22 protein-coding genes and 2 pseudogenes are annotated in these 24,910 nt (G+C 64.6%); 12 read left to right on the forward strand and 12 right to left on the reverse strand.

Going from position 1 to position 24,910, the window contains the following annotated elements; genetic code table 11:
- The first annotated feature begins 47 nt into the window (after positions 1 to 47).
- Positions 48 to 2,531, forward strand: a complete 2,484-nt coding sequence (ponA2, locus tag AAHH99_RS08975; RefSeq protein ID WP_418768340.1) for a transglycosylase/D,D-transpeptidase PonA2 — start codon at positions 48 to 50, stop codon at positions 2,529 to 2,531.
- Between the two features lie 30 nt (positions 2,532 to 2,561).
- Here the strand turns inward: ponA2 and AAHH99_RS08980 are convergent, their stop codons facing one another.
- From AAHH99_RS08980 to AAHH99_RS09005, 6 genes are all read right to left on the reverse strand, one after another.
- On the reverse strand, positions 2,562 to 2,813 hold the full coding sequence (locus AAHH99_RS08980) for a hypothetical protein (protein ID WP_066841545.1): 252 nt from the start codon (positions 2,811 to 2,813) through the stop codon (positions 2,562 to 2,564).
- A gap of 133 nt (positions 2,814 to 2,946) precedes the next feature.
- Positions 2,947 to 3,450 (reverse strand): DUF2505 domain-containing protein, encoded by a 504-nt coding sequence (locus tag AAHH99_RS08985; RefSeq protein WP_418768341.1) that lies wholly within the window; start codon positions 3,448 to 3,450, stop codon positions 2,947 to 2,949.
- Positions 3,451 to 3,487: 37 nt separating this feature from the next.
- Complete coding sequence (locus AAHH99_RS08990; protein ID WP_418768342.1) at positions 3,488 to 3,859, reverse strand: nuclear transport factor 2 family protein; 372 nt, start codon at positions 3,857 to 3,859, stop codon at positions 3,488 to 3,490.
- A gap of 125 nt (positions 3,860 to 3,984) precedes the next feature.
- Positions 3,985 to 4,785: an alpha/beta fold hydrolase gene (locus AAHH99_RS08995; protein WP_418768343.1), complete on the reverse strand. Its 801-nt coding sequence runs from the start codon at positions 4,783 to 4,785 to the stop codon at positions 3,985 to 3,987.
- Positions 4,786 to 4,862: 77 nt separating this feature from the next.
- The gene (locus AAHH99_RS09000) at positions 4,863 to 5,636 is read right to left on the reverse strand and encodes an SDR family NAD(P)-dependent oxidoreductase (RefSeq protein ID WP_418768344.1); all 774 of its coding nucleotides are present in this window, start codon (positions 5,634 to 5,636) and stop codon (positions 4,863 to 4,865) included.
- A gap of 263 nt (positions 5,637 to 5,899) precedes the next feature.
- On the reverse strand, positions 5,900 to 6,463 hold the full coding sequence (locus tag AAHH99_RS09005; RefSeq protein ID WP_418768345.1) for a TetR/AcrR family transcriptional regulator: 564 nt from the start codon (positions 6,461 to 6,463) through the stop codon (positions 5,900 to 5,902).
- Positions 6,464 to 6,659: 196 nt separating this feature from the next.
- Between AAHH99_RS09005 and AAHH99_RS09010 the strand changes: the two are divergent.
- From AAHH99_RS09010 to AAHH99_RS09040, 7 genes and pseudogenes are all read left to right on the forward strand, one after another.
- Positions 6,660 to 7,874, forward strand: a pseudogene (locus tag AAHH99_RS09010) (cytochrome P450).
- Positions 7,875 to 7,917: 43 nt separating this feature from the next.
- Positions 7,918 to 9,117, forward strand: coding sequence for an MCE family protein (locus tag AAHH99_RS09015; RefSeq protein ID WP_418768346.1), 1,200 nt, complete (start codon positions 7,918 to 7,920; stop codon positions 9,115 to 9,117).
- Positions 9,117 to 10,148, forward strand: a complete 1,032-nt coding sequence (locus AAHH99_RS09020) for an MCE family protein (RefSeq protein ID WP_418768347.1) — start codon at positions 9,117 to 9,119, stop codon at positions 10,146 to 10,148. The genes AAHH99_RS09015 and AAHH99_RS09020 overlap by 1 nt, the downstream gene beginning before the upstream one ends.
- Positions 10,138 to 11,208 (forward strand): MCE family protein, encoded by a 1,071-nt coding sequence (locus AAHH99_RS09025; protein ID WP_418768348.1) that lies wholly within the window; start codon positions 10,138 to 10,140, stop codon positions 11,206 to 11,208. The genes AAHH99_RS09020 and AAHH99_RS09025 overlap by 11 nt, the downstream gene beginning before the upstream one ends.
- A 59-nt stretch (positions 11,209 to 11,267) precedes the next feature.
- The gene (locus AAHH99_RS09030; protein WP_418769569.1) at positions 11,268 to 12,533 is read left to right on the forward strand and encodes an MCE family protein; all 1,266 of its coding nucleotides are present in this window, start codon (positions 11,268 to 11,270) and stop codon (positions 12,531 to 12,533) included.
- Positions 12,530 to 13,713 (forward strand): annotated as a pseudogene (locus AAHH99_RS09035) (MCE family protein). The gene AAHH99_RS09030 and the pseudogene AAHH99_RS09035 overlap by 4 nt, the downstream one beginning before the upstream one ends.
- Complete coding sequence (locus AAHH99_RS09040; RefSeq protein ID WP_418768349.1) at positions 13,713 to 15,431, forward strand: MCE family protein; 1,719 nt, start codon at positions 13,713 to 13,715, stop codon at positions 15,429 to 15,431. Before AAHH99_RS09035 ends, AAHH99_RS09040 begins: the two are co-directional and overlap by 1 nt.
- Positions 15,432 to 15,446: 15 nt before the next feature.
- On the opposite strand, the gene AAHH99_RS09045 is transcribed toward AAHH99_RS09040, so the two are convergent.
- The 6 genes from AAHH99_RS09045 to AAHH99_RS09070 all read right to left on the reverse strand — a co-directional run bounded on the left by AAHH99_RS09045 (position 15,447) and on the right by AAHH99_RS09070 (position 20,807).
- Positions 15,447 to 15,857, reverse strand: a complete 411-nt coding sequence (locus AAHH99_RS09045) for a nuclear transport factor 2 family protein (RefSeq protein ID WP_418768350.1) — start codon at positions 15,855 to 15,857, stop codon at positions 15,447 to 15,449.
- A gap of 68 nt (positions 15,858 to 15,925) precedes the next feature.
- Complete coding sequence (locus AAHH99_RS09050; RefSeq protein WP_418768351.1) at positions 15,926 to 17,104, reverse strand: thiolase family protein; 1,179 nt, start codon at positions 17,102 to 17,104, stop codon at positions 15,926 to 15,928.
- On the reverse strand, positions 17,104 to 17,526 hold the full coding sequence (locus tag AAHH99_RS09055) for a Zn-ribbon domain-containing OB-fold protein (RefSeq protein WP_418768352.1): 423 nt from the start codon (positions 17,524 to 17,526) through the stop codon (positions 17,104 to 17,106). The genes AAHH99_RS09050 and AAHH99_RS09055 overlap by 1 nt, the downstream gene beginning before the upstream one ends.
- 10 nt (positions 17,527 to 17,536) lie before the next feature.
- On the reverse strand, positions 17,537 to 18,919 hold the full coding sequence (locus AAHH99_RS09060; protein ID WP_418768353.1) for an aromatic ring-hydroxylating oxygenase subunit alpha: 1,383 nt from the start codon (positions 18,917 to 18,919) through the stop codon (positions 17,537 to 17,539).
- A gap of 20 nt (positions 18,920 to 18,939) precedes the next feature.
- Positions 18,940 to 19,845 carry an SDR family NAD(P)-dependent oxidoreductase gene (locus tag AAHH99_RS09065; protein ID WP_418768354.1) on the reverse strand — a complete coding sequence of 302 codons (906 nt, stop codon included), beginning with the start codon at positions 19,843 to 19,845 and terminating at the stop codon, positions 18,940 to 18,942.
- A gap of 65 nt (positions 19,846 to 19,910) precedes the next feature.
- Positions 19,911 to 20,807 (reverse strand): enoyl-CoA hydratase/isomerase family protein, encoded by an 897-nt coding sequence (locus AAHH99_RS09070; RefSeq protein WP_418768355.1) that lies wholly within the window; start codon positions 20,805 to 20,807, stop codon positions 19,911 to 19,913.
- An 81-nt stretch (positions 20,808 to 20,888) separates the two neighbouring features.
- Here AAHH99_RS09070 and AAHH99_RS09075 point away from each other — a divergent pair, with 81 nt between their 5' ends.
- Genes AAHH99_RS09075 through AAHH99_RS09090 form a run of 4 tightly spaced genes read left to right on the forward strand, consistent with a single transcriptional unit; the run spans position 20,889 to position 24,903 of the window.
- Positions 20,889 to 21,311 (forward strand): SRPBCC family protein, encoded by a 423-nt coding sequence (locus tag AAHH99_RS09075; RefSeq protein ID WP_418768356.1) that lies wholly within the window; start codon positions 20,889 to 20,891, stop codon positions 21,309 to 21,311.
- A 46-nt stretch (positions 21,312 to 21,357) separates the two neighbouring features.
- Entirely contained in the window at positions 21,358 to 22,668 is a 1,311-nt protein-coding gene (locus AAHH99_RS09080; RefSeq protein WP_418768357.1) for an amidohydrolase family protein, read from the forward strand.
- Positions 22,665 to 23,858 (forward strand): acyl-CoA dehydrogenase family protein, encoded by a 1,194-nt coding sequence (locus AAHH99_RS09085; RefSeq protein WP_418768358.1) that lies wholly within the window; start codon positions 22,665 to 22,667, stop codon positions 23,856 to 23,858. The genes AAHH99_RS09080 and AAHH99_RS09085 overlap by 4 nt, the downstream gene beginning before the upstream one ends.
- Positions 23,848 to 24,903 (forward strand): acyl-CoA dehydrogenase family protein, encoded by a 1,056-nt coding sequence (locus AAHH99_RS09090; RefSeq protein ID WP_418768359.1) that lies wholly within the window; start codon positions 23,848 to 23,850, stop codon positions 24,901 to 24,903. Before AAHH99_RS09085 ends, AAHH99_RS09090 begins: the two co-directional genes overlap by 11 nt.
- Positions 24,904 to 24,910: the final 7 nt, after the last annotated feature.

The following is a 24,910-nucleotide window of genomic DNA, read 5'->3' on the forward strand; positions in this document are numbered from 1 at the left end:
CGGCGCGGGAACCTATGCGGCGGGACCTTATTTAATACTCTGCTGACATGCCGGAGCGCTCACCGGCCGGGGGGACGGTCATCAAGCTTATTTTGTGCTGCACGCTGGCCGGGGTGCTGGTGGCGGCGCTGATGTTTCCGTTTGCGGGCGGATTTGGTCTGTTGTCCAACCGGGCCTCTGACGTCGTCGCCAACGGCTCGGCGCAGCTGGTGGAGGAAGACGTCCCGCAGGTCACGACGATGGTCGACGCCGCAGGTAAGCCGATCGCCTGGCTATACAGCCAGCGCCGGTTCGAGGTGAAGAGCGAGCAGATCGCCAACACCATGAAGCTGGCCATCGTCTCGATCGAGGACAAGCGGTTCGCCGAGCACGCGGGCGTCGACTGGCAAGGCACACTCACCGGTCTGTCGGGTTATCTGTCGGGCAACCTCGACACCCGCGGCGGTTCGACGATCGAGCAGCAGTACGTCAAGAACTTCCAGTTGCTGGTGACCGCGCAGACGAACGCCGAGAGGCGCGCCGCGGTCGAACTGACTCCGGCGCGCAAGCTCCGCGAGATGCGGATGGCGTTGACGCTGGACAAGACGTTCACCAAGGCGGAGATCCTCACCCGCTACCTGAACCTCGTGGGGTTCGGAAACGGGGCGTTCGGTGTTCAGGACGCCGCGCAGACCTACTTCGGGATCAACGCCTCGCGGTTGAACTGGCAGCAGGCGGCGCTGCTGGCCGGTCTGGTCCAGTCGCCCACCTCGCTGGATCCCTACGTCAACCCCCAGGGGGCCCTGCAGCGTCGGAACCTGGTGTTGGACACCATGATCGAACACCTCCCCCAGCACACCGACGAACTGCGAGCCGCCAAGTCCGAGCCGCTCGGAGTGCTCCCCCGCCCCAAGGAGCTTCCGGGTGGGTGCATCGCCGCCGGTGACCGTGGCTTCTTCTGTGAGTACGCGCTGGCGTATCTGGCCCATGCGGGAATCAACAAGGAACAGGTCGCCCGCGGCGGGTACCTGATCCGCACCACGCTCGACCCGACGGTCCAGTCGTCGGTGAAACGGGCGATCGACAAGGTCGCGAGTCCCACGCTGGAGGGAATCGCCAGCGTGATGAGCGTGATCAGGCCGGGCAAGGATTCGCATCGGGTGCTCGCGATGGCCAGCAACCGGAACTACGGCCTGAACAAGGACGCCGGGCAGACAGTGCAGCCGCAACCGTTCTCACTCGTCGGCGACGGCGCAGGTTCGATCTTCAAGATCTTCACCACCGCCGCGGCGCTCGAGATGGGCATGGGCATCAATGCCCAGCTCGCCGTCCCCGGATCCTTCCAAGCCCGCGGACTCGGCAGCAGCGACACCCCCGGTTGCCCGAAAGAGACGTGGTGTGTGAGGAACGCCGGAAACTACCGCGGGTCGATGAACGTCACCGACGCGCTGGCCAGCTCCCCTAACACCGCGTTCGCCAAGCTCATCCAGCAAGTGGGCGTGCCTCGCGCAGTCGACATGGCCGTTCGTCTCGGACTGCGCTCCTATGCCCTTCCGGGAACGGCGCGGCCGTACGACCGCGGAAGCAATGAAAGCCTCGCCGAGTACATCAAGCGGCAGAACGCCGGATCGTTCACCCTGGGGCCGTTCCAGCTCAACGCCCTCGAGTTGTCGAATGTGGCCGCGACGTTGAGTTCCGGCGGCACGTGGTGTCCGCCCAACCCGATCGACAAGATCATCGACCGTCATGGCAACGAGGTGACCTTCACCGCGGAGAAGTGCGACCAAGCGGTCCCGGAAGGGTTGGCGAACACCCTCGCGAACGCGCTGAGCAAGGACGACAAGGGGGGCGGTACGGCCGCGGGAGCCGCGGGTTCGGTGGGCTGGGATCTGCCGATGTCCGGTAAAACCGGCACGACCGAGTCCCACCGGTCCTCCGGGTTCCTGGGATTCACCAACCAGCTCGCGGGCGCCGTCTACATCTTCGACGACTCCAACTCACCGTCGGGGATCTGCTCGTTCCCTCTCCGCAAGTGCTACAGCGGAGACCTGTACGGGGGTAACGAGCCGGCGCGAATCTGGTTCGAGGCGATGAAGCCGATCGCGACCGACCTCGGCGAGGTGCGTCTGCCGCCGACCGATCCCCGCTACGTCGAGGGCGGTCCCGGCAGCGAGGTGCCGAACGTGACGGGCATGAATGTCGACACGGCCCGTCAGCGGCTGAAAGACGCCGGATTCCAGGTGGCCGAGAAGACGACGCCGGTCAACAGCGGGGCTGCTTACGGTGCGGTGGTCGGGACCACGCCGAGTGGTCGAACCATCCCGGGGTCCGTCGTCACGATCAACACCAGCACGGGGATCGCGCCGGCGCCGCCGCCGCGTCGGGAGGAACCGCCGCCTCCGCCGGGTGTGCCGCCTCCGCCGCCACCGCCGCCCGATCCGATGGCGATGCCGATTCCCGGTCTGCCGCCGTTCATTTTCGGGCCGCCACCACCGCCACCGCCGCCGGCTCCCCCACCACCGCCGATCGCGCCGCCACCGCCACCTGCTTGAGGACGGGTGGGATCAGAGGCCTACCGGGAGCTACTCGGGTGTGAGTTGTTCGGAGTCGGCGAACAGCAGCGTGCCCTCGTCGAGCATCACTGCCCAGCGACGGGCGGGATCCGCGATGTGGTTGGAGCCGATATCGACGGCCACGGCGGTCATCTCACCGAAGTCTTCGACGATGACCCCACGTGCCTCGGCGTCGGTGTCCGGGTGGACGCGGACACGGACGTCCACGGCCAACTCCGAGTCGTGGCCTTGCTCCCGATCGTCGACGCTTTGATCAGCCACCGATACCCCCTGACGCGCGTCAAGAATTTGCGTGGAGGTCAGTGAACCACGATCGATCCCGGCCGAGAAGGGATTTCGGAGAAATCTTCTCTTTGCGGACAGCGGCGGCAGCTCGTCGGCTCCCGGCGAAGGGTCAGGCGCCCTCGTCGATCCACTCTTTAATGGAGCGAAGTGTGTCCGGGATCTGATCGATCATCTGACGGCCGTAGAGGTTCTCGAGTTTGCCCCCTACAAGGGGGACTTTGACTTGAACGGTTGCGCTGCACTCGAGGCGTTTCGCGTCGCGGGACGGGGTAATCACAACGCGGCCGCGTCCTGAGCCTGGGGCTCCGTGAGCCTTTACATGTATGTCTCCACGCACTGTCGCGTCATGATCGACGGTCCAGGTCTCGCTTTGGACGAGTTCCAAACCGCGCGGATACAGTTTCCCAAATGGAGGAGGCAGGACGATGTTTCGCAGGTCCTGAACCACTGTGGTGCGCACCGTGCCGCTTGCGTCAACGTCGAATGCGCGAAGTTCAACCAGGTCCTTATGAGGCGCCAACCGTGCTTCCCAGTAGTCCCTCTGGCAATACACAGCGTGTATTTGCTCAATGCTGACCGGAGTTTCGACGGAGCAGTCGAAAGACTTTGGCATGTTCAGAAGGTTATCGCTATGAACTCGGGCCGTCCGATCATTGCGGTGCCCCGGTGATCACGGTGAACAGGTCGGTGATGCGGTCCTCAGCGCTGAGCGCGACGTCGAAGCCCGAGACGATCGGCGTAGTGCTGCCCGGAGCAACGACATTCCAGGGGACATAACCGAACCCCCGCGTGTGGTGGACGGGCCCCGCCTTGACGAAAGACAGCCCGGCCAACTGTCCGTCTTGCAGCGCTTGCGCTTTCGCATCGAGCGCATCGTGCCCGACCGACACGCCTTCGTCGTCGGTCCAACGAACATCCGGTGAATAGGTGTCCGCGATGGCCGCTCGGCGGCGATCGGCATCGCGCTCGTTGAAGACCCGCAGCAGGTTGCCTTCCATCAGGCGTTCGATGGACTCAGACATCGCGACTCCTCGGGTCGGTTCGCCCGGGTTCAGGTATTGCCGGGGTGCAGACGAGAGGTTACTTCCGGACGCAGTCGTCGGCCGCCCGAAGAACGGCATGACCTAGGCGGCGGAGAGGACAGGCGTCATTGATGACGCTGAATGGCGTCGCAGAAGTCGGCAATCAGCGCGGTTACCTCCGCGGCCTGTTCGATCTGCGGGAAGTGGCTAGACCCGGGCAACATCGCGGTGGTGGCCTGTGGCACATGAGCAAGCACCAGGTCGGTCCAGGGTGCACTCTGTCCCGATTCGAGCGACACACGGTCGCGTGCCGCATCGAGGGTCGTGCATTGAATCGCAAGAAGCGGGACGCGGACAGAGTCGAGTGCGCTCTGCACCTCGCCGGCATCCCAAGCGACCAGACCCGTCAGCAGCTTTCTCCCAACCGGCGCGGGAAAACCAACACCTCGGTCAATGATCCGCTTCGCCAGATCGGGGTCGCTCGACGCGAAGAACATCGATTCGAAGAACCGCTGCATGAATCGCCGGTAGCCGTCGCCTGCGAGTTCAGCGGCCATGGCCTGCTCGGCGATTGCGGGATCACCATCGCCGATGCGGCTACCGTCGACGAGTACGAGCCCGGACACGGCGCCGGGCGCTGTCCGGCACGCCTGAAGAGCGACGCGACATCCCATGCTGTGGCCCACGACGATCGCCGGCGGCAGCGACAACTCCGTCATGGCTCGGGCTACCGCGGCGCCGTACGCCTCGACTGTGCAGTCCTCTGGTGCGGCCGTGCTGGAACCGTGCCCCGGCAACTCACATACGACGACGGTGGTCCTTGTCTCGAACCAGTCGACCTGCGCCTGCCAGTCCGTTCCGTCGCAAGCAAGCCCGTGCACGAAGACCAAGGGCGGCCCACCGGAGCCGGTTCGTGTCACTCGCATCCACGGAGCTCCTTAGCTCGAACGGAGGTAATGTCTTGTGGCCGAAGGTATTTCAGGACAGCCTTGGGGTTCGAGCACTATTGCGCTAGATATCCCCCATCGACGGGCAACACCGCTCCGGTGATGAACGAGGCGTCGTCGGACGCGAGAAAGGCGATGGCGCTGGCGACTTCGGCCGGTTCGCCGATACGGCCGAGCGGGTGCATGCGCTCGATCGCCGCCAGATACTGCGAGCCACCCGGCTCATCGGGAAGCTGCTTGACCCGCTCGGTTCGAATCGTCCCGGGCGCAACGGCATTGACCCTGATGCCGCGGTCGGCCCACTCGACCGCCAGGTGCTTGGTCATGCCGGTAGCGATGAACTTGGCGGGCCCGTAGGCGGCCTGCCGCTTCTGGCCTGCCAGTCCGGAAATCGAGGAGAGGCAGACGATGGCGCCACCCCCGTTGGGCAACATCGCCTCGATCGCGAACTTGCACGTCAGGAACATTCCGCGGCCGTCGATGGCCATTACCTCGTCCCAATCGGCGGCGGAGACCTCCAGCGCACCGCCGAGCGGAATGATCCCGGCGTTGGCGACCAGCACGTCGAGCCGTCCGTAGCGGTCGGTCGCCGCTGTGATCATCCGCTGCGCATCGCCTTCGACCGAGACGTCCCCGACAACTGTGTCGACTTCCGTCCCGTCGTGCCGCAGTTCGTCGGCCAGCGCGAGCAGCGGCTCGCTTTGTATGTCGGCGATGACTAACCGGGCTCCTTCGCGCGCGAAGCGCACGGCCGTCGCCCGGCCGATGCCGAACGCCGCCCCGGTGATCACGGCGGACTTTCCGTGAAGACGCCCTCGTTCGTGGGTCACGGCGTGGTCATCGCATTCGTCCACAACGTTGCGGTCCTCCTCGTGCGCCGACGGTGCCGTCGCGCTAGATGCGAAGCTCGACCTCGCGGCCGCGCCATCTGAAACGGAAATCCCTGCGACGCACCGCGATCGGACAGTCACCTCGGGTTGGACGCGCAAGTTTATGTCCACACGCAGGGGGTGCCGGTCGAAACGGCCAAATTGGCAGGGCACCACCGCGCTCGGTGGCAACCACCCGTCCGCCGCGTACCGCAACTTTCGGGTCAGTCCTGCTGGGCGTCTTGACGGTAGGGCGGACCGAGGAATCGCTGCAGCATCCGGTACTCGGCGTCGGGATCCTTCATGGGCCAGGTCAAGAGTGCCAAGAAGACGCGAATCAGCCATTGCTGCGCGAGGGGGTCGGACTCCTTTTGTCCGAGCATCTCGGCGGCGAACTGCGCGACGACCTCAGACATGGGAAGCCAGTCGCTTTCTACGAGCGGATTGGCGGAGCGGAGGGCCTTGGTCAACGGGTCGGACCGGGCGCGCCGCAACGCCAACGCCGTCGCCTCCACCACCCGCTCCGCACCGGTGAGTCCGCGGATGGCTTCGCGCACCGTTTCGACTGTGCGGGCCGCGTGGATCGCCACGACGGCGTCGCGGATCGCGGTCTTACCGCCGGCGTGCCGGTAGATCGTGGCGGGCGAGCAGTGCACCTGCGCAGCCAGCGCGTCGATGGTGAACGCCTCCCACCCCCTACGGGCGATCAGGTCGGCGGCGGCGGCGTGTATGCGTTTGGTCGCCTCGGAGCCGCGATCTCGACCGACCAGCCAATCGGTACCAGCCACAGCACGCGTCTCCTGTTCGCCGACAGGCTTCAAGGTTCAGTCTCTCAGGATGAGAAGAACAGCACCGATTCTCTCACGGAACGCCGCTGGTGAAAGGCGCGTTCGTGAGAAGGTCTTGCCCGACCGCGCCACGAGGAGCATGTCAACTTCCTCCAGCGCCGTTGACGGTCTCCATCAGGAGACGAACGCTAGGACCGTGGCGATTTTGGATGACCCTGCTCAATTCTTCGGAAATGCCGCCATCCAGGACCCGTACCCGCTCTACGAGCAGATGCGGTCAGAAGCACCGGTGCACCGCATCGGCGAGTCCGATTTCTACGCGGTCTGCGGCTGGGACGCGCTCGTCGAGGCGACCAACCGGGTGCAGGATTTCTCCTCAAATCTCACCGCAACCGTGGTCTACGACCACAGCGGCGCGGTGAACCCGTTCCCGATGATGCCGCTCGGCGACCCGGCGCACGCGCTCGCCACCGCAGACGATCCCGCACACGCCGTGCATCGCAAGATTCTGTTGCCGCATCTGTCGGCTCGGCGAGTCCAGGTGATCGAGGAGTTCGCGGAGGAGACAGCGCACCAGCTGTGAACGGAGTCGGTGAACGACGGGCGGATCGAATGGATGAGCGCCATCGCCAACCGGCTTCCGATGAAGGTGGTCGCTCAGCTGCTCGGCCTGCCCCACGACGATGTGGACAAGCTCATCAGGTTGGGGTACGCCACCACCACGTTGCTCGACGGGATCGTCACTCCGGAGCAACTCGAAGCCGCCGGGCTGGCGGCAATGGAACTGGGCGGCTACGTGCTGAAACACTTCGAAGCGGCAGCCACCGATCCACAACCGGGACTGATCAGCGATCTCGCTGCGCGCTGCGCTTCTGGCGAGGTTGAACAGCCGGTCGCCTTGAGTATCATGCTCACACTCTTCAGCGCCGCCGGGGAATCCACGGCCTCGGTGCTCGGCAGCGCCGCATGGGTTCTGGTCAGCCAACCGGACATACAGAAACAGGTCCGCGAAGATCGTGACCTCCTGGTGCCCTTCATCGAGGAGACGCTGCGCTACGAGCCTCCGTTCCGCGGCCACTACCGCCACGTCCTGCACGACACCACACTGGGTGGCGTCGACCTGCCCGCCAACTCACATCTGCTGCTGTTGTGGGGCGCAGCCAATCGCGATGCCGCGCAATTCGATTCACCGCATGAGTTCCGGCTCGACCGCGGCAGCGGAAAGGGCCACGTCACGTTCGGCAAGGGTGCTCATTTCTGTGTGGGCGCAGCGCTCGCCCGACTGGAGGCCCGGATCGTCCTGCGCATGGTGCTCGAACGGACCGAATGGATCGAGGCTGTCGACGTCGGGAACTGGTTGAACAGCATCCTGGTCCGCAGATTGGAACGTCTGGAACTGGCTGTCCAATGACGATGGTTCAACTCCCGCCATATCGCGCGCAGGATGCAGGGCGTTGATCAAGATCCACCGCAAGAGAGCGCTGCGGATAGCGGCGCTCATCATGACCGCGTTGTTCGCGGTGATCTCATCGCTGACTTACCTTGCGTACTCGGGGGCGTTCATTCCCGTCGACACCGTCACGGTGACCTCGGCGCGGGCCGGTCTCGTGATGGACCGGGATGCGAAGGTCAAGTACCTGGGAGTCGAAGTCGGCAAAGTGTCCTCGATCGAATACGACGGCGCACAGGCGGAACTGACATTGGAGATCCGCCGCGAACAGATGGACTACATCCCTTCCAACGTCACCGTTCGTATCGCCAGCAACACCGTGTTCGGCGCGAAGTCCGTTGAGTTCCTCAGCCCGACAATTCCCGATAAGAGCGCACTCGCGGCCAACTCACACCTGCATGCCGCCGAGGTCGCCGTGGAAGCCAACACGCTCTTCGAAACGCTTGTGAACACTCTGAAGAAGATCGATCCGGTGGAGCTGAACGCCACCATGACCGCAATCGGCGAAGGGTTGCGCGGAAACGGGAGGGACATCGGGACCACGATCTCGACCTTCACCGACTACATGGGAACGTTCAATCCGCACCTGCCCACCCTCCAGTCGGGTGTTCAAAAGGTCGGCGAAGTCGCCGATATCTACGCAGAAGCGACGCCGGACCTACTGACCTTGTTCGATAACGCCGCTCCGCTCAGCGAAACCATCGTCGACCAGCAGGAGAACCTGGCCACGACGTTGATGGCGGCGGTCGGGCTGGGAAACACCGCATCGGACGTGCTCGAGCCCTCCCAGAGCGACTTGGTCGCCGCGGTTCAGCGGTTGCGTGCCCCATTGAAGGTCCTGGGCGACTACTCCCCTCAATTGGGCTGCCTTCTGACCGGTTTGGCGACCACGCTCAAGGAATTCGCTCCCGCTTGGGGCGGCACTGTGCCCGGCGTCTTCATGAACGCCTTCTTCATTCCCGGCGTCGCGCCGTACACCTACCCCGAAAGCCTGCCCATCGTCAACGCATCCGGCGGTCCCAATTGTCGGGGACTGCCGAATCTGCCCGGGAAGATGAAGAACGGATCGTGGTTCCGGCCGCCGTTTCTGGTGACGGACAACGCATACATTCCGTATCAGCCCAATACCGAGCTCCAATTCGATCCGCTGTCAACCTTCCAGTTTCTGTTCAACGGCGCCTATGCCGAGCGAGACGATTACTGATGCCCAAGGACCGGCTCGGGCTGAAGGTTGCGGCGTTCACCGTTGTGATGCTGCTCGTCCTCGGCCTTCTCGTCATGACCTTCGGAAAGTTCCGTTTCGGCTCATCGGTGTCCTACCGCGCAGAGTTCGACTCCGTATCGCGCCTGAAGCCCGGCCAGGACGTGCGCGTGGCAGGCATTCCCGTCGGGTCGGTCACCGACATCGCCATCAACGGCGATCACGTCGACGTCGAGTTCGAGATCGACAAGGAGTATCGGATATACAGCTCGACGCGCGCGGCGATTCGATATGAGGACCTGGTCGGCAACCGATACCTCGAAATCACCACTGGTCCCGGAGAACTGCGCGTGTTGCCGCCCGGCGGCACAATTCCGCGCGGGAACACCGCACCGGCAGTGGATCTCGACGCTCTGTTGGGGGGTATGCGTCCGGTCCTCAAAGGCCTCGACGCGAGCAAGGTCAACGAGGTCAGCAACGCGATCATCGAATTGCTCCAAGGCAACGGCGGCACCTTGGCCAAGGTCCTGTCGGATACCGACTCGTTCACCCGGACGCTGGCAGGACGCGACCAGTTGATCGGCGAAGTCATCGACAACCTCAACACCGTACTCACGTCGATCGATGACAAAGGGGCACAACTAGACACGAGTATCGATCAATTGCAGCAACTGACCACGACTTTGTCGGCGGGGCGCGGGCCTATTGCGGGGGCGATCCAGCCGCTCTCCTCCGCGCAGGCCGACCTCACCGATCTGCTGATCTCGTCGCGGCGTCCGTTGCAGGGGGTGATCGAGCACGCGCGACCGTTGGCGACCGTCCTCGATGATCGGAAAGACGAAGTCAATGCCGTGATCGAGCCCCTCGCCGAGAACTACCTGCGACTCAGCGCGCTCGGTCAGTACGGCGCGTTTTTCAACATCTTCTTCTGCGCAGTAAAGATCAAGGTGAACGGCCCAGCGGGGAGCGACATCTTGATTCCGCTGCTCGGGCCGTCGGACGCGTCGAAGGGACGGTGCTCTGATGACGGTTGAGGAACGCGGTCGCCGAAACCCGTTACGCACGGGCATTTTCGGAATCACTCTTGTTGTGCTGCTGGTGCTGGTTTCCTTCGGCTACTCCACTCTGCCCTTCATGCCACAGGGAACGGTTTACACTGCGTACTTCGCCAACGCCGCCGGAGTCACCAGTGGTAGCGATGTGCAGATCTACGGTTACAACGTCGGCAAGGTGACCTCGGTCGACCTCGACTTGAGCGCCCGTGCCGCGAAGGTCCTTTTCACCGTCGACCGCGATCTACGCCTCGGCGACCAGACGCTGGTGGCGATCAAGACCGACACCATTCTCGGCCAACGGATTCTGGCAGTCACCCCGGGTGGTGCAGGGTCGGTCGACACCGTGCCGCTGGGGCGCACGACGACTCCGTACACCTTGCCCGACGCGTTGCAGGATCTGGGCAACTCCGCAGCCGAGCTGGACACCGACGCCTTCGAAAGCGCGCTTGAAACCCTGACCGCGACGATGCGCGATGCCACCCCCCAGCTTCGCAGCGCGCTCGACGGCGTGGCCGCGCTCTCCCGCAGTATCAACGCCCGCGACGAAGATCTCGCCAAGTTGTTGACTCACGCGAAGTCGCTGTCCACCATCCTGGCCACTCGCTCCCGCCAACTGAATCAGTTGATCACCGACGGTAACGAGCTGTTCGGCGAGCTCAGTGAACAGCGCACCGCGCTCGCCTCACTCGTCGCGGGAATCGGCGATGTGTCGAGGCAGATATCGGGGTTCGTCGCGGACAACCGTCGTGAATTCGGTCCCGCACTGGTCAAGCTCAACCTCGTGCTCGAGAATCTGAACGCCCGCCGTGCCCACCTCGACGAAGCGCTCAAACGGCTCCCTGCCTTTTCCACCACATTGGGTGAAGTTGTGGGGTCCGGGCCGGGCTTTTCCGTCAACATCTGGGGCGTGCCGACTCCTGCCGTTGCCGGCGTGCTGTTGGACACCTACTTCCAGCCGGGCAAGCTGCCCGACAGTCTGGCCGACATGCTTCGCGGATTCATTCGAGAGCGACTCGTGATCAGGCCGAGAACGCCATGACGATTGGACTCAACCGCCCCCGAGGATGGCCTCGGGCTGTGCTCATAGCCGTGCTGACCATGACACTCACAGCCGGGGTGTTCACAGTATGGCCGCGCGCACAGCAACGGAACATCACCGGCTTGTTCTCCTCGGCAGTGGGTTTGTACGTCGGCGACGAAGTGAAGGTCGCCGGGGTCACCGTCGGCCGGATCACCGGAATCGAACCGAGCCCGGAGCACACCAGGGTGGCAATGAGTGTTGACGCAAGCGTTCCTATTCCGGGCGATGCCGCCGCCCTGATAGTTTCGCCGAATCTGGTCTCCGCTCGGTTCGTGGAATTCGCGCCGATCTACGACGGCGGCCTGACCCTGTCCGACAACGCGGTCGTCGGACTCGATCGGACAGCGGTACCGATCGAATGGGATCAGGTCAAAGATGAGCTGACCAAATTGTCGGCACAACTTGGGCCAAGACCAGGCTCGGCGCAGGGCCCACTGAGCGAGTTGATCAACCAAGCCGCAGATACTTTCGACGGTTCGGGCGGATCATTCAGGAGTGCGGTCCGTGAATTATCGCAAGTGGCAGGGCGTCTCGGGGATTCCCGTACCGACATCTTCGACACCGTGAGGAACCTGCGCATCGTCGTGGACGCCCTCTCGAAGAGCAATGAACAGATCGTGGCGTTCACGTCACATGTCGCCTCGGTCTCTCAGGTGCTCGCGGACAGTTCCCGCGACATCGATCAAGCTCTCGGCTCACTGAACAATGCGCTCTCCGACGTCCGGGGGCTGCTCAAGGACAACAACGATGCATTGATCGGCCAGATCGATCGGCTCGCCGACTTCACCAGCCTGCTCACCGAACGCAGCGACGACATCGAACAAGTTCTGCACCTCGCGCCGACGGCGCTAGCCAACTTCTACAACATCTACAATCCGGCCCAAGCCTCGCTGAACGGCATCGTGACACTGCCCAACTTCGGCAACCCAGTTCAGCTCATGTGCGCGGGGATGTTCGAGACCTCCGAGACGCCGGAGAATTACAAGCGCGCAGAGATCTGCCGCCAACGGATGGCGCCGGTGGTCAAACGGCTCCAGATGAACTATCCGCCGTTCCTGTTTCGCCCGATAACCAGCATCACGGCGTACAAGGGGCAGATCATCTATGACACACCACAGACGGAAGCGAAAGCGCAGACGCCCATTGCACAACTGCAATGGCACCCGCTGCCCGGGGTGACTCCGCCATCAATACCGCCCGACGCCGATCTGAGTTCGCTCATGGTGCCGGACGCGCCAACCGCGCCCCACCAGCCCGACGGACAGGCGGGAGCCGGCAGATGATCAACCGACACCTTCACAGATGGGCGCGGCGAGCGACGGCGATCGGGTCACTCGCGGTGGTGGTTTCGGCATGCCAATTCAATGGGTTGAACTCACTGAACATGCCGGGTACCGCGGGCCACGGCGACGGTTCGTTCACCGTATCGGTCGAGCTACCCGATATTTCGTCGCTGCCACAGAATTCCCCCGTCAAGGTGGACGACGTGACCGTCGGCAGTGTGTCAGGTATCAAGCCCGTGCAGCGTGACGACGGCACGTTCTATGCGCTGGTGCAGCTGTCCCTCGACGGCTCGGTGCATCTGCCCGCCAACGCCACTGCGACCGTCGGTCTCTGCTGGGCTCGCGGCATTTGGAACTGGCCGAACCCGTCGCCGAACGACCCATCGGCTCCCTGGGCCCGAATTTCCGAATCGGCATTGAAAACACCGGCAATTATCCGAGCACCGAGGATGTGCTGTCGTCCCTGGCCATCGTCGTCAACAACGGTAACCTCGGTGTGCTGCAGGATATTACGGATGAGACGTACGCTGCCATTGCCGGGCGCGCCGGTCAGTTCGCCGGGTTCCTGCCCAGACTCGCCGAATTGGCCGCAGGTTTGAATGCTCAGGCGCACGACATCGCAACGGCGATGGAGGAGGTCAATCGCCTAGCAGGTCGACTCGCCGGTGGTAGGGACAAGATCGAGCGCGCACTGGTGACACTCCCGTCGGCCACGCGCGTACTCAACGACAATGGCCACCGCATCGTTGATGCCTTTGCGGCTCTGAAGCGGCTCGCGGACGTCTCTGCCCCCCTCTTGGCCCAGACGAAGGCGGACTTCACCGCTGATCTCGTTCACGCTTATGCCGTGGTCAAGGCTCTCAACGACAACGCCGAAACGCTCGTCGACGCTTTGCCGATCCTGCCTGCGTTTCCGATACCGCTCAACGACGGGCTGAAGCGGGCCGTCAGAGGTGACTTCCTCAACGTCTTCGCCACGTTTGACCTCACCCTGCGGCGAATGGGCGAGAACTTCTTCACGACAAGCACCCTCGATCCCAACATGAAACGTCTTTCTGAAGTCGTCTCCGTCCCCGACTACCTCGTCGGAGCGACATCGTCGTTGTCCGGGCAGGCTGCCGATCCGTTCAAGATCCCGCCCCTCAATCCTCCCGATCCACAGTCAGCAGGCCAACCCTGATGCTCACTCCACTCGTCCGCCTCCAACTGACCATCTTCTCCCTGGTCGCGCTCGTCAGTGTGTTCGTGATCGCAGTGTTCTACGTGCAGTTACCGAAGGCGTTCGGCCTCGGAACCTACACCGTGACGGCCAATTTCGTGGCCAGTGGCGGTCTGTATACGAATGCGAACGTCGCCTACCGCGGGACGACCATCGGCAAGGTCACATCGGTCTCGCTGACCCGCGAAAACGATGTCCTGGTCGAGATGCGGATCGACGACGCCATGAAAGTTCCCGACGACGTCGACGCCTACGTCAAAAGTGTGTCGGCCATCGGCGAGCTGTACGTCGATCTGGTGCCGCCGCCGAATGCGTCCACGGATTTCCTGGGTGACGATGGGCACATCGACCGCGACCGCACGCACATCAGCGGCGACATCGCCGGCCTGCTGCGCGAGGCGCAAAGCCTGGTCGATTCGCTTGATCGAAGCCGGTTGCGGGACGTATTGAGGGAGGCATTCACAGCTTTCGACGGGTCGGGTCCCGAGCTCGCGCGGCTCATCGAATCGTCACGGTCGCTGATCGAAGAAGCCGACAACACGTCCGGTGAGACAATTGAGCTCCTCGAACGATCTCAACCGCTGCTCGACGCTCAGCGTGCGTCCGGGCAGAAAATCAGGTCGGTGGCAGATGGCTTGGCACGCCTGACGACTCAGCTCCGTGACGCCGACCCCGAGATACGCGCGGTTCTGCAGTCGGCCCCCGGCTCCGCCGACGAAGCAACTGCACTCTTCGAGGGCATCCGCCCGACATTTCCGGTGCTGGCTGCGAACCTCGCCAACGCCGGCCGTGTTGGCGTCATCTATCACAAGTCGATCGAACAGGTTCTGGTGATCATGCCTGCCCTGGCCGCGGCAGTCATCACGATTGCCAATCAGTACCCGGCCGACGAAGGCGCCAAGGCGGACTTCAAGCTGAATTTCGGTGATCCGCCGCCGTGTATCACCGGGTTCGTGCCTCCGGCCGAAATACGTTCGCCCGCCGACACTACGCTTCGCGACGTCCCCAAAGACATGTACTGCAAGGTCCCGCACAACGATCCGACAGTCGTTCGCGGCGCACGCAACTATCCCTGCCAGGAATTCCCCGGCAAACGGGCGCCGACGGTGCAGCTTTGCCGCGATCCGCGGGGTTATGTGCCGGTCGGAAGCAACCCATGGCGTGGACCGCCGGTGCCCGTGGGAACACCGGTAACCGATCCTCGGATGACCCTGCCGCAGAACAAGTATCCCTACATTCCGCCGCAAGCGGACTACGATCCCGGGCCTCCTGCCGTACAGCTTCCGCCAGGTGTGCCGCCCGGGCCGGGGCCGGCACTGACCGCGCCGTATCCTACGCAGGTCCCGCCGGTTACCCCCGGACCGCCTCCACCGCCTCTACCATTTCAGCCGCCGCCCGACCAGGTGATCCCGCCATACGTCCGGCCGTCGGCGCCAACCGCTGCTGGAGGTCCGAGTCCCACAGCGCCGCCCGCTCCCCGGAACGACCCGTTACCGGCTGAAGACGGATTGGCGGGAGCAACCCAACCACAGGCGGGCGCCGCCGTGACGACCTACGATCCGGCGACCGGCAAGTTTCTCGACCCGTACGCCGGAATCAGCCTGTACGCCAGTGGCAAATCTCAAACATCGATAGCCGAGAATTGGGTGGACCTCATGACCTATCCCCGCCTCAGTTGACGCAGCGAGACCCCATCAGTCGACGTCGATGAGAAGGTGGGTGAGCCGAAGCTCCGCGATACGCCACACTCCGTCGCGTCGCACCCATCGGTCATGGTAGTGACCGTAGGCAGTCAACCCCGTCCCGTTGTTCCACTTCACTCGCTCTTGAGCCGCCCAGATCACGCGTGCCTCATCCTCGTTGAGGTGAAACTCCGGGCTGTGCACCTGATGAACCGTGACCGCATCTGTCACAGACGTCTGCACTGCTTCGAGCGTGGCGTCGCGTCCGACGATCGGCGGCACCTCATCGCCGCCGCCTAGATCGAACACGATGTCGTCGGTCATCAGCTCAGCCAATCCGGCCCAGTCCTTGGTGTCCAACAACCGGCAGTATCTCGATTTGGCCTGCTCCAGCTCGAAACACGTCTGTAGGTCGATGTGCAAAGTGGCTCCTCTACGTTGACGAGAACATGCCTCAGGGTGGTCGAAGCACGCTGGGATCTGCTGCCCACCTAGAGCGTCCGTCGCAGCAGCATGGCTGTCGTTCCACTGTTGGCAGCCCCAACCCCGACCGCTGCCAGTGATACGTCGTCAACCTGACGGCCGCTTGCCTCGGCCCGGATCTGCAAACACGCCTCGTACAGGTGACCGAATCCGTGCAGCCGTCCTCCGGACAATTGGCCGCCCGCGGTGTTGATCGGCAGGTCACCGCCGAGCGAGATGCGTGCCGGGTCGGCAATGAAGTCGCCGGATTCTCCCACCTTGCAGAAGCCGAAATCTTCCAGCCAGCACAGCACGAATACGCTGAACCCGTCGTACAACGAGGCGTAATCGACATCGGCCACGGTGAAATCCGTTCGGTCCCAGATGGTCGACCAACGCGAGCTGATCCGGGTGATGTCCTCGCCGCCCTCCCAGGTGAAGCGGTCGTGATGAGCGCAGTCCAGCGACTCGACCGTGACCGCGGGATGGTCCAGTGCTCGAGCATGCTCGGCCCGCGAGATGACGAACGCGGTCGCTCCGTCGCAGGCGATGTCGCAGTCGTACATGCACAGCGGCTCCGACACCATCCGCGCATTCAGGTAGGTCTCAATGTCGAGCGGGTCGGTGTATATCGCCGACGGATTTCGTCGCGCATTGGCGCGCTCGACAATCGCAATCGAGGCGAGCTGTTCGCGCGTGAGGCCGTATCGAATCATTCTTGCGCGCAATTGCATTGCAGCCAGATTGGCCGCGGTGGCGCCGTAGGGCAGCTGCCAGGCCATCATCCCGCTCGGCCTACCACCCCGCGCGCCGTAGCCCTGACGTCGGCCCGCGCCCTGGGCCGTACCCTCCCAGATACTGCGCCAGCACAGCACATGGTTGGCCATGCCACCGGCGACGGCGAGCATCGCATCGACCACGGCGCCCAGCTGGCCCGGAGACTCGACCCCTCCGGCTACCCAATTCGGTTTGACGCCGAGCGCGTCGTGAATGTCGCGCAGTGACGCCCCCGAGAACCCCGGACCGGCCTGGGACGCACCCGGATACGTCGTCAACCCGTCGATGTCGGCGAGGGTGAGTCCTGCATCTTCGACGGCGGCCAGGCACGCGTCCACGGTGAGTTGCAGGGCGTCTCGGCCCAGCCGCCGACCGATCTCGGACTGGCCGACCCCACTGATGACGACCTTCTCGGCAAGCGGTGAACCCATCAGAGGTCCGGTTCGAACAGCGGGATGAACACCTCGTCGTCTCCGTCGGTGTGCCGTTCGAACGTGACGCGCACCGGCAGTCCGACGGAGACGTCTCCCGGCCGCACGTTCACGACGTTCGTCAGCACCCGAACGCGGCTGTCCTCGATCGGATTCACGAACGCCACCAGGTAGGGCGGCGCGAAACCCGGGAAGAACGGATGCTCGTTGACGGTGTACGTTTCGACCCGTCCCCGGCCGCTGAGCGCCACGTACTCGAGAACACCGTGATCGTGCGGGCAGCGCAGGGCCGGCGGATGGACCAGGCGCTCGCAGCCGAGGCAGCGTTGCAGCCGCCACGTGCCGTCGGAGCCGCCCGTCCAATAGGGCCGGTTCAGCTCGGTGAGCAGCGGCACCGGCCGCTGCGGTATCGCCTCACTCATCCCCCGTCGCTCACCGCTCGTCGACGCCGAAGATGAACCGATCGGCGATCGCGTGCTCGTTGCGGATCGTCATCTCCTGGGCGGTGTTCAGCCAGAGCCCCTCGAAGCCGTTCGAGTGCATGCCCGCGTGGATCGCGGCGATGTTCTGCAGGTCCTGCGTCGGCAGTTCGCCCCAGCCGTCATGATCTTGCCAGCGCTCGAACACCTGCCAGGTGGTATCGGGGACCTCACCGGGAGCGAAGTGTTCGAGCGTGAACATCTCGAAGGTGCACCTGTTCGGATCCGTCGCGTCGGGCAGCATCCGGTACCCGAGCAGACACGACTTCTCGACGAGGATGACCAACGTGGGAAAGATGTGCCAGTCGCCGTTGCCCGCGAAATACTCCTCAATCGACATCCGCGGAAAGTCGACACCTTCGGCCAGCGCCAGTTCCTCGCACATTTGGTGGTAAAGGACGAACGGCGGAATCTCACTGGGCTCCATCGTCGCCAACCGCTGCGCGGCTCGGTAATCACGCTCGGTGACAAGCGCGTTCACGCCGAGGTAGTTGTACTGCATCGCGTTCGCGAACACCTCTGGGCGGGAGGCCTGCTGCTGGCGGCCCTTGTCGCGTTCGGTGGTCTCGGGACGCTGCGTGTAGATGAACCGGGAGTGGTTCTTGTAGGCGATTGTCGGCGTGTAGGGCGCGTAGACGTACTCCTGGGGTTGTGCGGGCTCGGTGCTCGGGTGAGGAGTCTTGGCGGTGCGCAACGTCTGCGGATGCGTGCCGGGCGTGTGGTAGCCCTCGATGAACGCATCGATGACGGTCTTGTAGTTGGCCGGTAGTGTCGTCCGCTTACGCCACCCATATCGCATGTCCTGCAGGCGAAACGGGGCGAGTGCAGTGGGCAGCGGATCGAGCCAGTCGAGCAGGTCCGGCGGATCGGACGCCATGCTGATGAACACCCAACCGCCCCAGCTCCCGACGTGGACCGGCGTCAACCCCCACTGTTCGCGCGGCCGAGGGGCGAACTCCTCACGGCACGGCACAAAGGAGGACCGGCCGTCCAACGAGTAGCGCCAGCCGTGAAATCCGCACCGCAGGTCGCCCTCCGTAGCGGTGCCGGTACCGCAGACGATCTTCATCCCGCGGTGTGCGCATGAGTTGTAGAACGCTTTGATGCCGCGATCCTTCTGGCGCACCACCACGATCGACTGCCTGCCGATGCGGTACTCGTAGTAGCAGCCGGGGTCGGGTATCTCCTCCTCGCGGCAGGCGGGCTGCCAGACCGAAGAGAAGAGCCGGTCGAGCTCGAGTTGCAAAAACTCTGGGTCGATGTAGCGGCTCTTGGGGACGAAAGTCTCGCCGCAGGCGTACTTCTGCGGTACGCGGTGGGTCGTCAGCTCAGTCATTCGTCACCTCCCCCGTCGGGTCACTTGGCAGGGGGCTTGTCGAAGATGTTGGGCCATAGGACGGCTTCCTTGAACGACGTCTCGATCTCGGCGAAGGCAGTGGGGATGTCCCAGGTGCCGGTGGCCGAGACGAGCTCTCGCTCGACGACTGGGTTCGACATCAGGCTGATGCGGCCGTTTCCGGCAAAGATGACGCGACGATTGAGCCAGTCGGACTGTGCGCTCGCCAGGTACACCACCGGGGGCACGCAATTTTTCGGCGACAGCCGCACGTTGGAATCGGAATAGTCCATGCTTCCACCTCCCTTGATGCCCTGCGTCATTCGGGTACCGGCGATCGGCGCTATCGCGTTCGACGTGACGCCGTAGTTGCGCAGGGCGTTGGCGCAGGAGAAGGTGAGACCGACGACGCCCATCTTCGCGGCCGCATAGTTCGGCTGGCTGGGTGCGCCCTGCAGTCCGGACATCGAGGTGAAGTTGATCAGCCGGTACTGGCCGCCGCGGTTCTCCCGCCACCATGCGGCGGCATGCCGGGTGATGTTGAACGTGCCCTTGAGATGGACGGCGACGACGGAATCCCAGTCCCGCTCGCTCATCTTGAAGACCATGCCGTCGCGCAGTATGCCCGCAGCGTTGACCACCACGTCCAGGCCGCCGAGCGTATCGGCGGCGCGTCCGATCAAGTCCTCGCAGGAGGCGAAGTCAGTGATGTCGGTGGCGTCGGCGAACGCCTTGCCACCCTGCTGATTGATGGCAGCTGCCGCCGCCTCCGCCGGCCCCGCGTCGTGCCCCGTGCCGTCCACCGCAACGCCGGCGTCGGAGACCAGGACGGTTGCCCCCTCGGCCGCCAAACCCTCGGCTATGGCGGCACCGATCCCTCGGCCTGCACCGGTGACCAAGGCCGTCCGTCCGTCCAGCACACCCATTCGTCTCTCCTCACCGCACGCTCATCATACAAAACACAAACACAGTCTCTGTCTAATTGTTTTGTCTAGTCGAAGTCCCACTCCCGGTACCGGCGCTCGAGTTCGGCGAGCGCCTCACGGCCGCCCCTGGCCGACCGCTCCTTCATGAAGTTGAACTCGTCGTCTCGCCAGGACAGGTTGCTGAAAACGCTGTGCGCCATGGGAACCCAGTCCCCGAACTGCGCCATGCCCACCGCGTGCCAGAACGTGATCAACCCGTGCTTGCCGACCATCAGCCCGTCGGCCGAGTGGTGGGCGATCGCACGCGCGTAGCGCAGCGCCTCCTCACGGAGACCGTCGGCCGGCACGACCGACGCGGCCACCCCCCAGTCACGCAGCTCCGCGGCGCGCACCTTCCGTCCGGTGATCATCGCCTCGTAGCCGCGGTTCGGACCCAGCTTGAGCAGGATCAACGGCATCGCGGTGGAAAACCCGGCGAACCCGATCCGCGCCTGCGGCCGCGCCAGGTACATGTCCTCGGAGACGACGAGGATGTCGGCGGCCAGCGCCAGGTTCATCCCGGCTCCCAGCGTCGCACCCTGGCACGCGGCGATGACCGTCTTCGGAAACTCCAGCCAGTTGGTCAGGTGGCGGTGCAACCGGCGGGCATTGCCCATCCGCGCGGTCTGCGGCAGTTTCCTGCCCTTCTTCAGGCCGGCCTGTTCGACGGGCAGCCGCCGGACATCGTCGCCGCTGCAGAAGTCTTTGCCGTCGGCCGCGAGGATGACGACCTTCACCTCGTCGTCGGCCTCGGCTCGATCGAGGTGAGCCTTGAACAGGGCGTGCATGTCGGGCGACAGGATCGCGTTGCGGCGGTCGGGCCTGCTGATCGCGATCTGCGCGATGTGTGGTTCGACAAGTTCGTAGCGCACCCAGTTCTCGTCGACCTCGAAATCGCCCGCGAACCCATCGTCAGCGCTCACGACACCCCGATTCCACCCGGCAGCACACTGCACATCTGAACATAATCCGCTCTATTGTTACATAAGTGGTAGGGTCGCCACATGGCGTCGATCACGGTCAGCAAGGATGTCGCCGCGAGCGCCGAGGCGGTCTGGCGTTTACTCGCCGACTTCGCCGACGTCCGGTGGATTCCGGTGATCAACGACGTCGAGGTCGAAGGGGACGGGCCCGGCATGAGCCGCAGGATCCGCGGCTCCGCAGACGGCGAGCCGACGGTCGAGACGCTGTTGTGGGCACGGCCCGAGCAGAAACAGATCTCCTACCGGATCACCAACAACCCGCTGCCGGTTAGCCGCTTCGAGACCGTCGTCTCGGTCATCGGGTCCGGTGCCGACGGTTGCAGGGTCGAGTGGGACGTGGACTACGAACCATCCGGCGACGACGCCAGCGCGCGAGAGAGCATCGAGTCGGTCTACGGGATGATGGCCGACTGGCTGGCGGCGGCGGTGAACTCCACCGCATAGCTGGAACAGATATACATACTTTGTTCAATAGCCTAGACTGTTCCCGGTGATCGACCCTCTGGACCTCGTGCTGATCAGCGTCGACGACCACACTGTCGAACCACCCGACATGTTCAAGGACAGGGTGCCGTCGCGTTACGCAGACCAGGCACCAAAGATCGTGCAGGACAACAACGGCGTCTGCTTTTGGGAGTACGCGGGTCTGCAGATGCCCAACATCGGGCTCAACGCCGTGGCGGGCCGACCCAACGACGAGTGGGGCTTCGAACCGTCGCGCTTCGAGGACATGCGCACCGGCTGCTTTGACGTCGATGCCCGCGTCGATGACATGAACGCGGCCGGGGTGCTGGCCTCGTTGTGCTTCCCGTCTTTTCCGACCATCTCCGGGGCGCTGTTCACCTACCGCGGCGACCGCGAAGTGTCCGAAGTGATGGTCCGTGCGTACAACGACTGGCATCTGGAGGATTGGTGCGGCCGCCATCCGGACCGCTTCATCCCGCTGGGCATCCTTCCGCTGTGGGACCCCGTTCTCGCGGCCGGCGAGGTGGCGCGGCTCGCGGCTAACGGCTGTCACGCGGTGACGGTGCCCCAACACATCGGAAATTACGGGCAGCCGCCGTGGCAGGACCCGCAATGGGATCCGCTGTGGGAAGCGGTCTGTGAGCACGAGACGATCGTCAACATTCACATCGGCACCGGCGGCGGCGTTCCCGTCCCCTCCGACCAGACGACCTACCTCGCGTACAACTCGATGCTGGCCATCGACACCATGCGGTTCACCGCAGACCTGTTGTTCTCCCCCGTCGTCGTCAAGTTCCCCACGATGAAGTTCGCCCTCTCCGAGGGCGGCATCGGCTGGATTCCGTTCATGCTCGAACGGTTCGAAGACCTCTACGCCCGCCAGCGCGCGTGGACGGGCGACGACCTCGGTGACGGCCTGACCCCGACCGATGTCTTCCGCCGCAATTTCATGTCGTGCTTCATCCGCGACCGGGTCGGTGTCGAGATGCGCGACCGCATCGGCGTGAAGACCCTCTGCTGGGAAATGGACTACCCGCATTCCGACAGCAGCTGGCCGGACGCACCCGAGCAGCTCGCCGCCCAGTTGGAGGGTTGTTCGCCCGATGAGGTCGAAGACATCACCTGGCGAAATGCCGCGCGCGCCTTCGGCTATGACGCCGTCGAGCGTCTCGGGCGGCAGAACTGCACCGTGAAGGCGTTGCGCGAGAAGATCGCCGAACTCGATCTGTCCGCGCCGAAGGTCGATGCGGGCCGCGCCCCCAAGGCCGGCACCACCGCGATCACCTACGGTGACATGAAACAGCGCATGGCGTCGATCATCCGCGGCGGCACGTGACCGATCGTGATTACGGCGTCGTGCTCACCGACGCCGACCGGACCTTCCGCGACGAGGTGCGCGCCTTCCTGTCGTCGTCGCTGACCTCCGACCTGCTCGGCCGCGACGGAGACGAAACGGCTCGCCTCGACCGACTGCGGGAATGGCAGAATCGCTTGCACGTCGCCGGGCTGGCGGCCATCTCGTGGCCGACCGAATTCGGCGGGCGCGCCGCGACTCCCACCCAACAGCTCATCTTCAACACCGAGATGGCTGCCGTGCACGCCCCGGAACCGATCAACCGCAGCGCGATCAACCAACTGGGTCCGACCATCATCCAGTGGGGCACAGACGAGCAGCGTGCGCATTACCTCCCCCGCATCCTGTCGGCGGAAGATGTCTGGTGTCAGGGCTTCTCGGAGCCGGAGGCCGGCAGCGACCTCGCGGCGCTCAAGACCAAGGCAGTCATCGACGGCGACGAACTCGTCATCACCGGACAGAAGATCTGGACGTCGAAGGCCTCCTACGCGAACCGGATCTACCTGTTGGCCCGGACCGACCCTACCGCGCCGAAGCGGGAGGGAATCAGCTACATCCTGGCCGAGCTGTCCACGCCGGGCATCGAGGTACGGCCGATTCGGCAGATCACCGGCGCCGCCGAGTTCAGCGAGGTGTTCTTCGACGCAGTGCGCGTGCCGCTGGCCAATGTGCTCGGACCGCTGCACGGCGGCTGGACGGTGGCGAAGTCGACGCTGGGCTACGAGCGGGTGGGCCAAAGCCGCACGCATCGGATCGAGCGTCGCCTCGACATCCTGGTGAAGATGGCGCAGGAGCCGAATGCGCTGACCGACAGCGGGTTCGATGACAGCTATGTCGCCGACCGGATCGCCCGGTATGCGGCCCAGGTCGAGGCGTTGCGTCAGATCGCCGCCCAGGCCACCGCTGCCGGCGTGCGGGGCGTCGCTCCTGGCCCGGAGGCCTCCGTCGCCAAGCTCCTCAGCTCGGAGGTGGACCAGTCGATGGCGAACTTCGGTGTCGAACTGTCCGGAGCGTCAGGGGTTTTGGAGCGCGGATCGCCCGGCGCCGCCAAGCGGGGCAACGTCGCCGCGAGCTACCTGCTGATGCGGGCGGCCACCTTTGGTGCAGGCACGTCGGAGATCCAACGCAACGTCATCGCCGAACGACTGCTGGGGCTGCCCCGTGACCCCTGATACCACCGTCTCCCTCGCCGAGATAGCCGACACGGCAGCCGAACTGGCCGAGCTGCGTCGCTCCGCATTCGACATCGTGAACCGGGCGTGGTCGGTCGACCGCAGCCGCGCGCTTCTGGAAGGGCCGGCCCCCGCGTTCGACGACGAGCTGTGGGCGACCATCCGCGGGCTGGGCTGGCCCGACGTGCTGGTGCCCGAAAGCGGTGGCGGCGCCGGCGGCACCCTGCGTGAGCTGGCGGTGTTGACCGAGGTGACCGGATCGGTCGCGGCACCGCTGCCACTGGCCGCGACAGGGGCCGCGGCCTGGTCCGAGGGCCGAAGGGTCGACGGCGTCGCGCTCGTGGTTGCGGAGCCGGCCACGCTCGTCGGGCAGACGGTGTCGGGCACATTCGACTGCGTCCCGTACGGCGCCGTCGCCACCCGCCTCGTCGTGCTTGCCCAGGCGGATGGCGGGCAGGTGCTGGGTGTCGTCGACCTCGCGGGCGCGGGAGTGCAGCGCACGCCGGTCACCCCCCTCGATCACGGCCCCGCGGCGCGCATCGGTCTCGACCGGGCGCCGCTCGAGACGATCGCCCGTGGCGGGGAAGCGGTCCGCCGCCACCGCGAAGCCGTCATGCGCATGCGCGTGGCGGAGGTGGCCGAGGTCGTCGGCGTCGTCGCCGCCGCGAACGAGGCCGCGACCGAGTACGCGAAGGTCCGCGTCGCGTTCGACCGGCCGATCGGCGCGTTTCAGGCGATCAAACATCGGCTCGTCGACCAGCGCGGGGCGATCGAAGTCGGTCGGGCGCTGGTCAATCGGGCCGCCGATGCCTGTGACCACGATCAACCCGACGCGGAAGCGCTGGTGTCGCTGGCGGCTTTTTGGGCCATCGATTCGCTACGCGCCGTCCCGGAGGCGGCGATGCAGGTCTTCGGCGGCATCGCGTACACGTGGGAACACGACGCGCATGTGTATCTGCGGCGGGCCACCACGCTCATCGCGGCGTTGGGTTCGCGTGCGCAGCATCGCCGAGTCGTCACCGACTGGCTGGCCGGACGCGGATGATCCCGTT

The organism is Mycobacterium neumannii, from assembly GCF_048452905.1.
GTDB classification, from domain to species: Bacteria; Actinomycetota; Actinomycetes; order Mycobacteriales; family Mycobacteriaceae; genus Mycobacterium; species Mycobacterium neumannii_B.

Coding starts and splice junctions, on each gene's coding strand:
- AAHH99_RS09050 (WP_418768351.1), bottom strand. CDS start 17,104: ATGGGTTCACCGCTTGCCGAGAAGGTCGTCATCAGTGGGGTCGGCCAG.
- AAHH99_RS08990 (WP_418768342.1), bottom strand. CDS start 3,859: ATGTCTGAGTCCATCGAACGCCTGATGGAAGGCAACCTGCTGCGGGTC.
- AAHH99_RS09075 (WP_418768356.1), top strand. CDS start 20,889: ATGGCGTCGATCACGGTCAGCAAGGATGTCGCCGCGAGCGCCGAGGCG.
- AAHH99_RS08985 (WP_418768341.1), bottom strand. CDS start 3,450: ATGCCAAAGTCTTTCGACTGCTCCGTCGAAACTCCGGTCAGCATTGAG.
- AAHH99_RS08995 (WP_418768343.1), bottom strand. CDS start 4,785: ATGCGAGTGACACGAACCGGCTCCGGTGGGCCGCCCTTGGTCTTCGTG.
- AAHH99_RS09025 (WP_418768348.1), top strand. CDS start 10,138: ATGACGGTTGAGGAACGCGGTCGCCGAAACCCGTTACGCACGGGCATT.
- ponA2 (WP_418768340.1), top strand. CDS start 48: ATGCCGGAGCGCTCACCGGCCGGGGGGACGGTCATCAAGCTTATTTTG.
- AAHH99_RS09055 (WP_418768352.1), bottom strand. CDS start 17,526: ATGAGTGAGGCGATACCGCAGCGGCCGGTGCCGCTGCTCACCGAGCTG.
- AAHH99_RS09060 (WP_418768353.1), bottom strand. CDS start 18,919: ATGACTGAGCTGACGACCCACCGCGTACCGCAGAAGTACGCCTGCGGC.
- AAHH99_RS09030 (WP_418769569.1), top strand. CDS start 11,268: ATGACACTCACAGCCGGGGTGTTCACAGTATGGCCGCGCGCACAGCAA.
- AAHH99_RS09065 (WP_418768354.1), bottom strand. CDS start 19,845: ATGGGTGTGCTGGACGGACGGACGGCCTTGGTCACCGGTGCAGGCCGA.
- AAHH99_RS09040 (WP_418768349.1), top strand. CDS start 13,713: ATGCTCACTCCACTCGTCCGCCTCCAACTGACCATCTTCTCCCTGGTC.
- AAHH99_RS09020 (WP_418768347.1), top strand. CDS start 9,117: ATGCCCAAGGACCGGCTCGGGCTGAAGGTTGCGGCGTTCACCGTTGTG.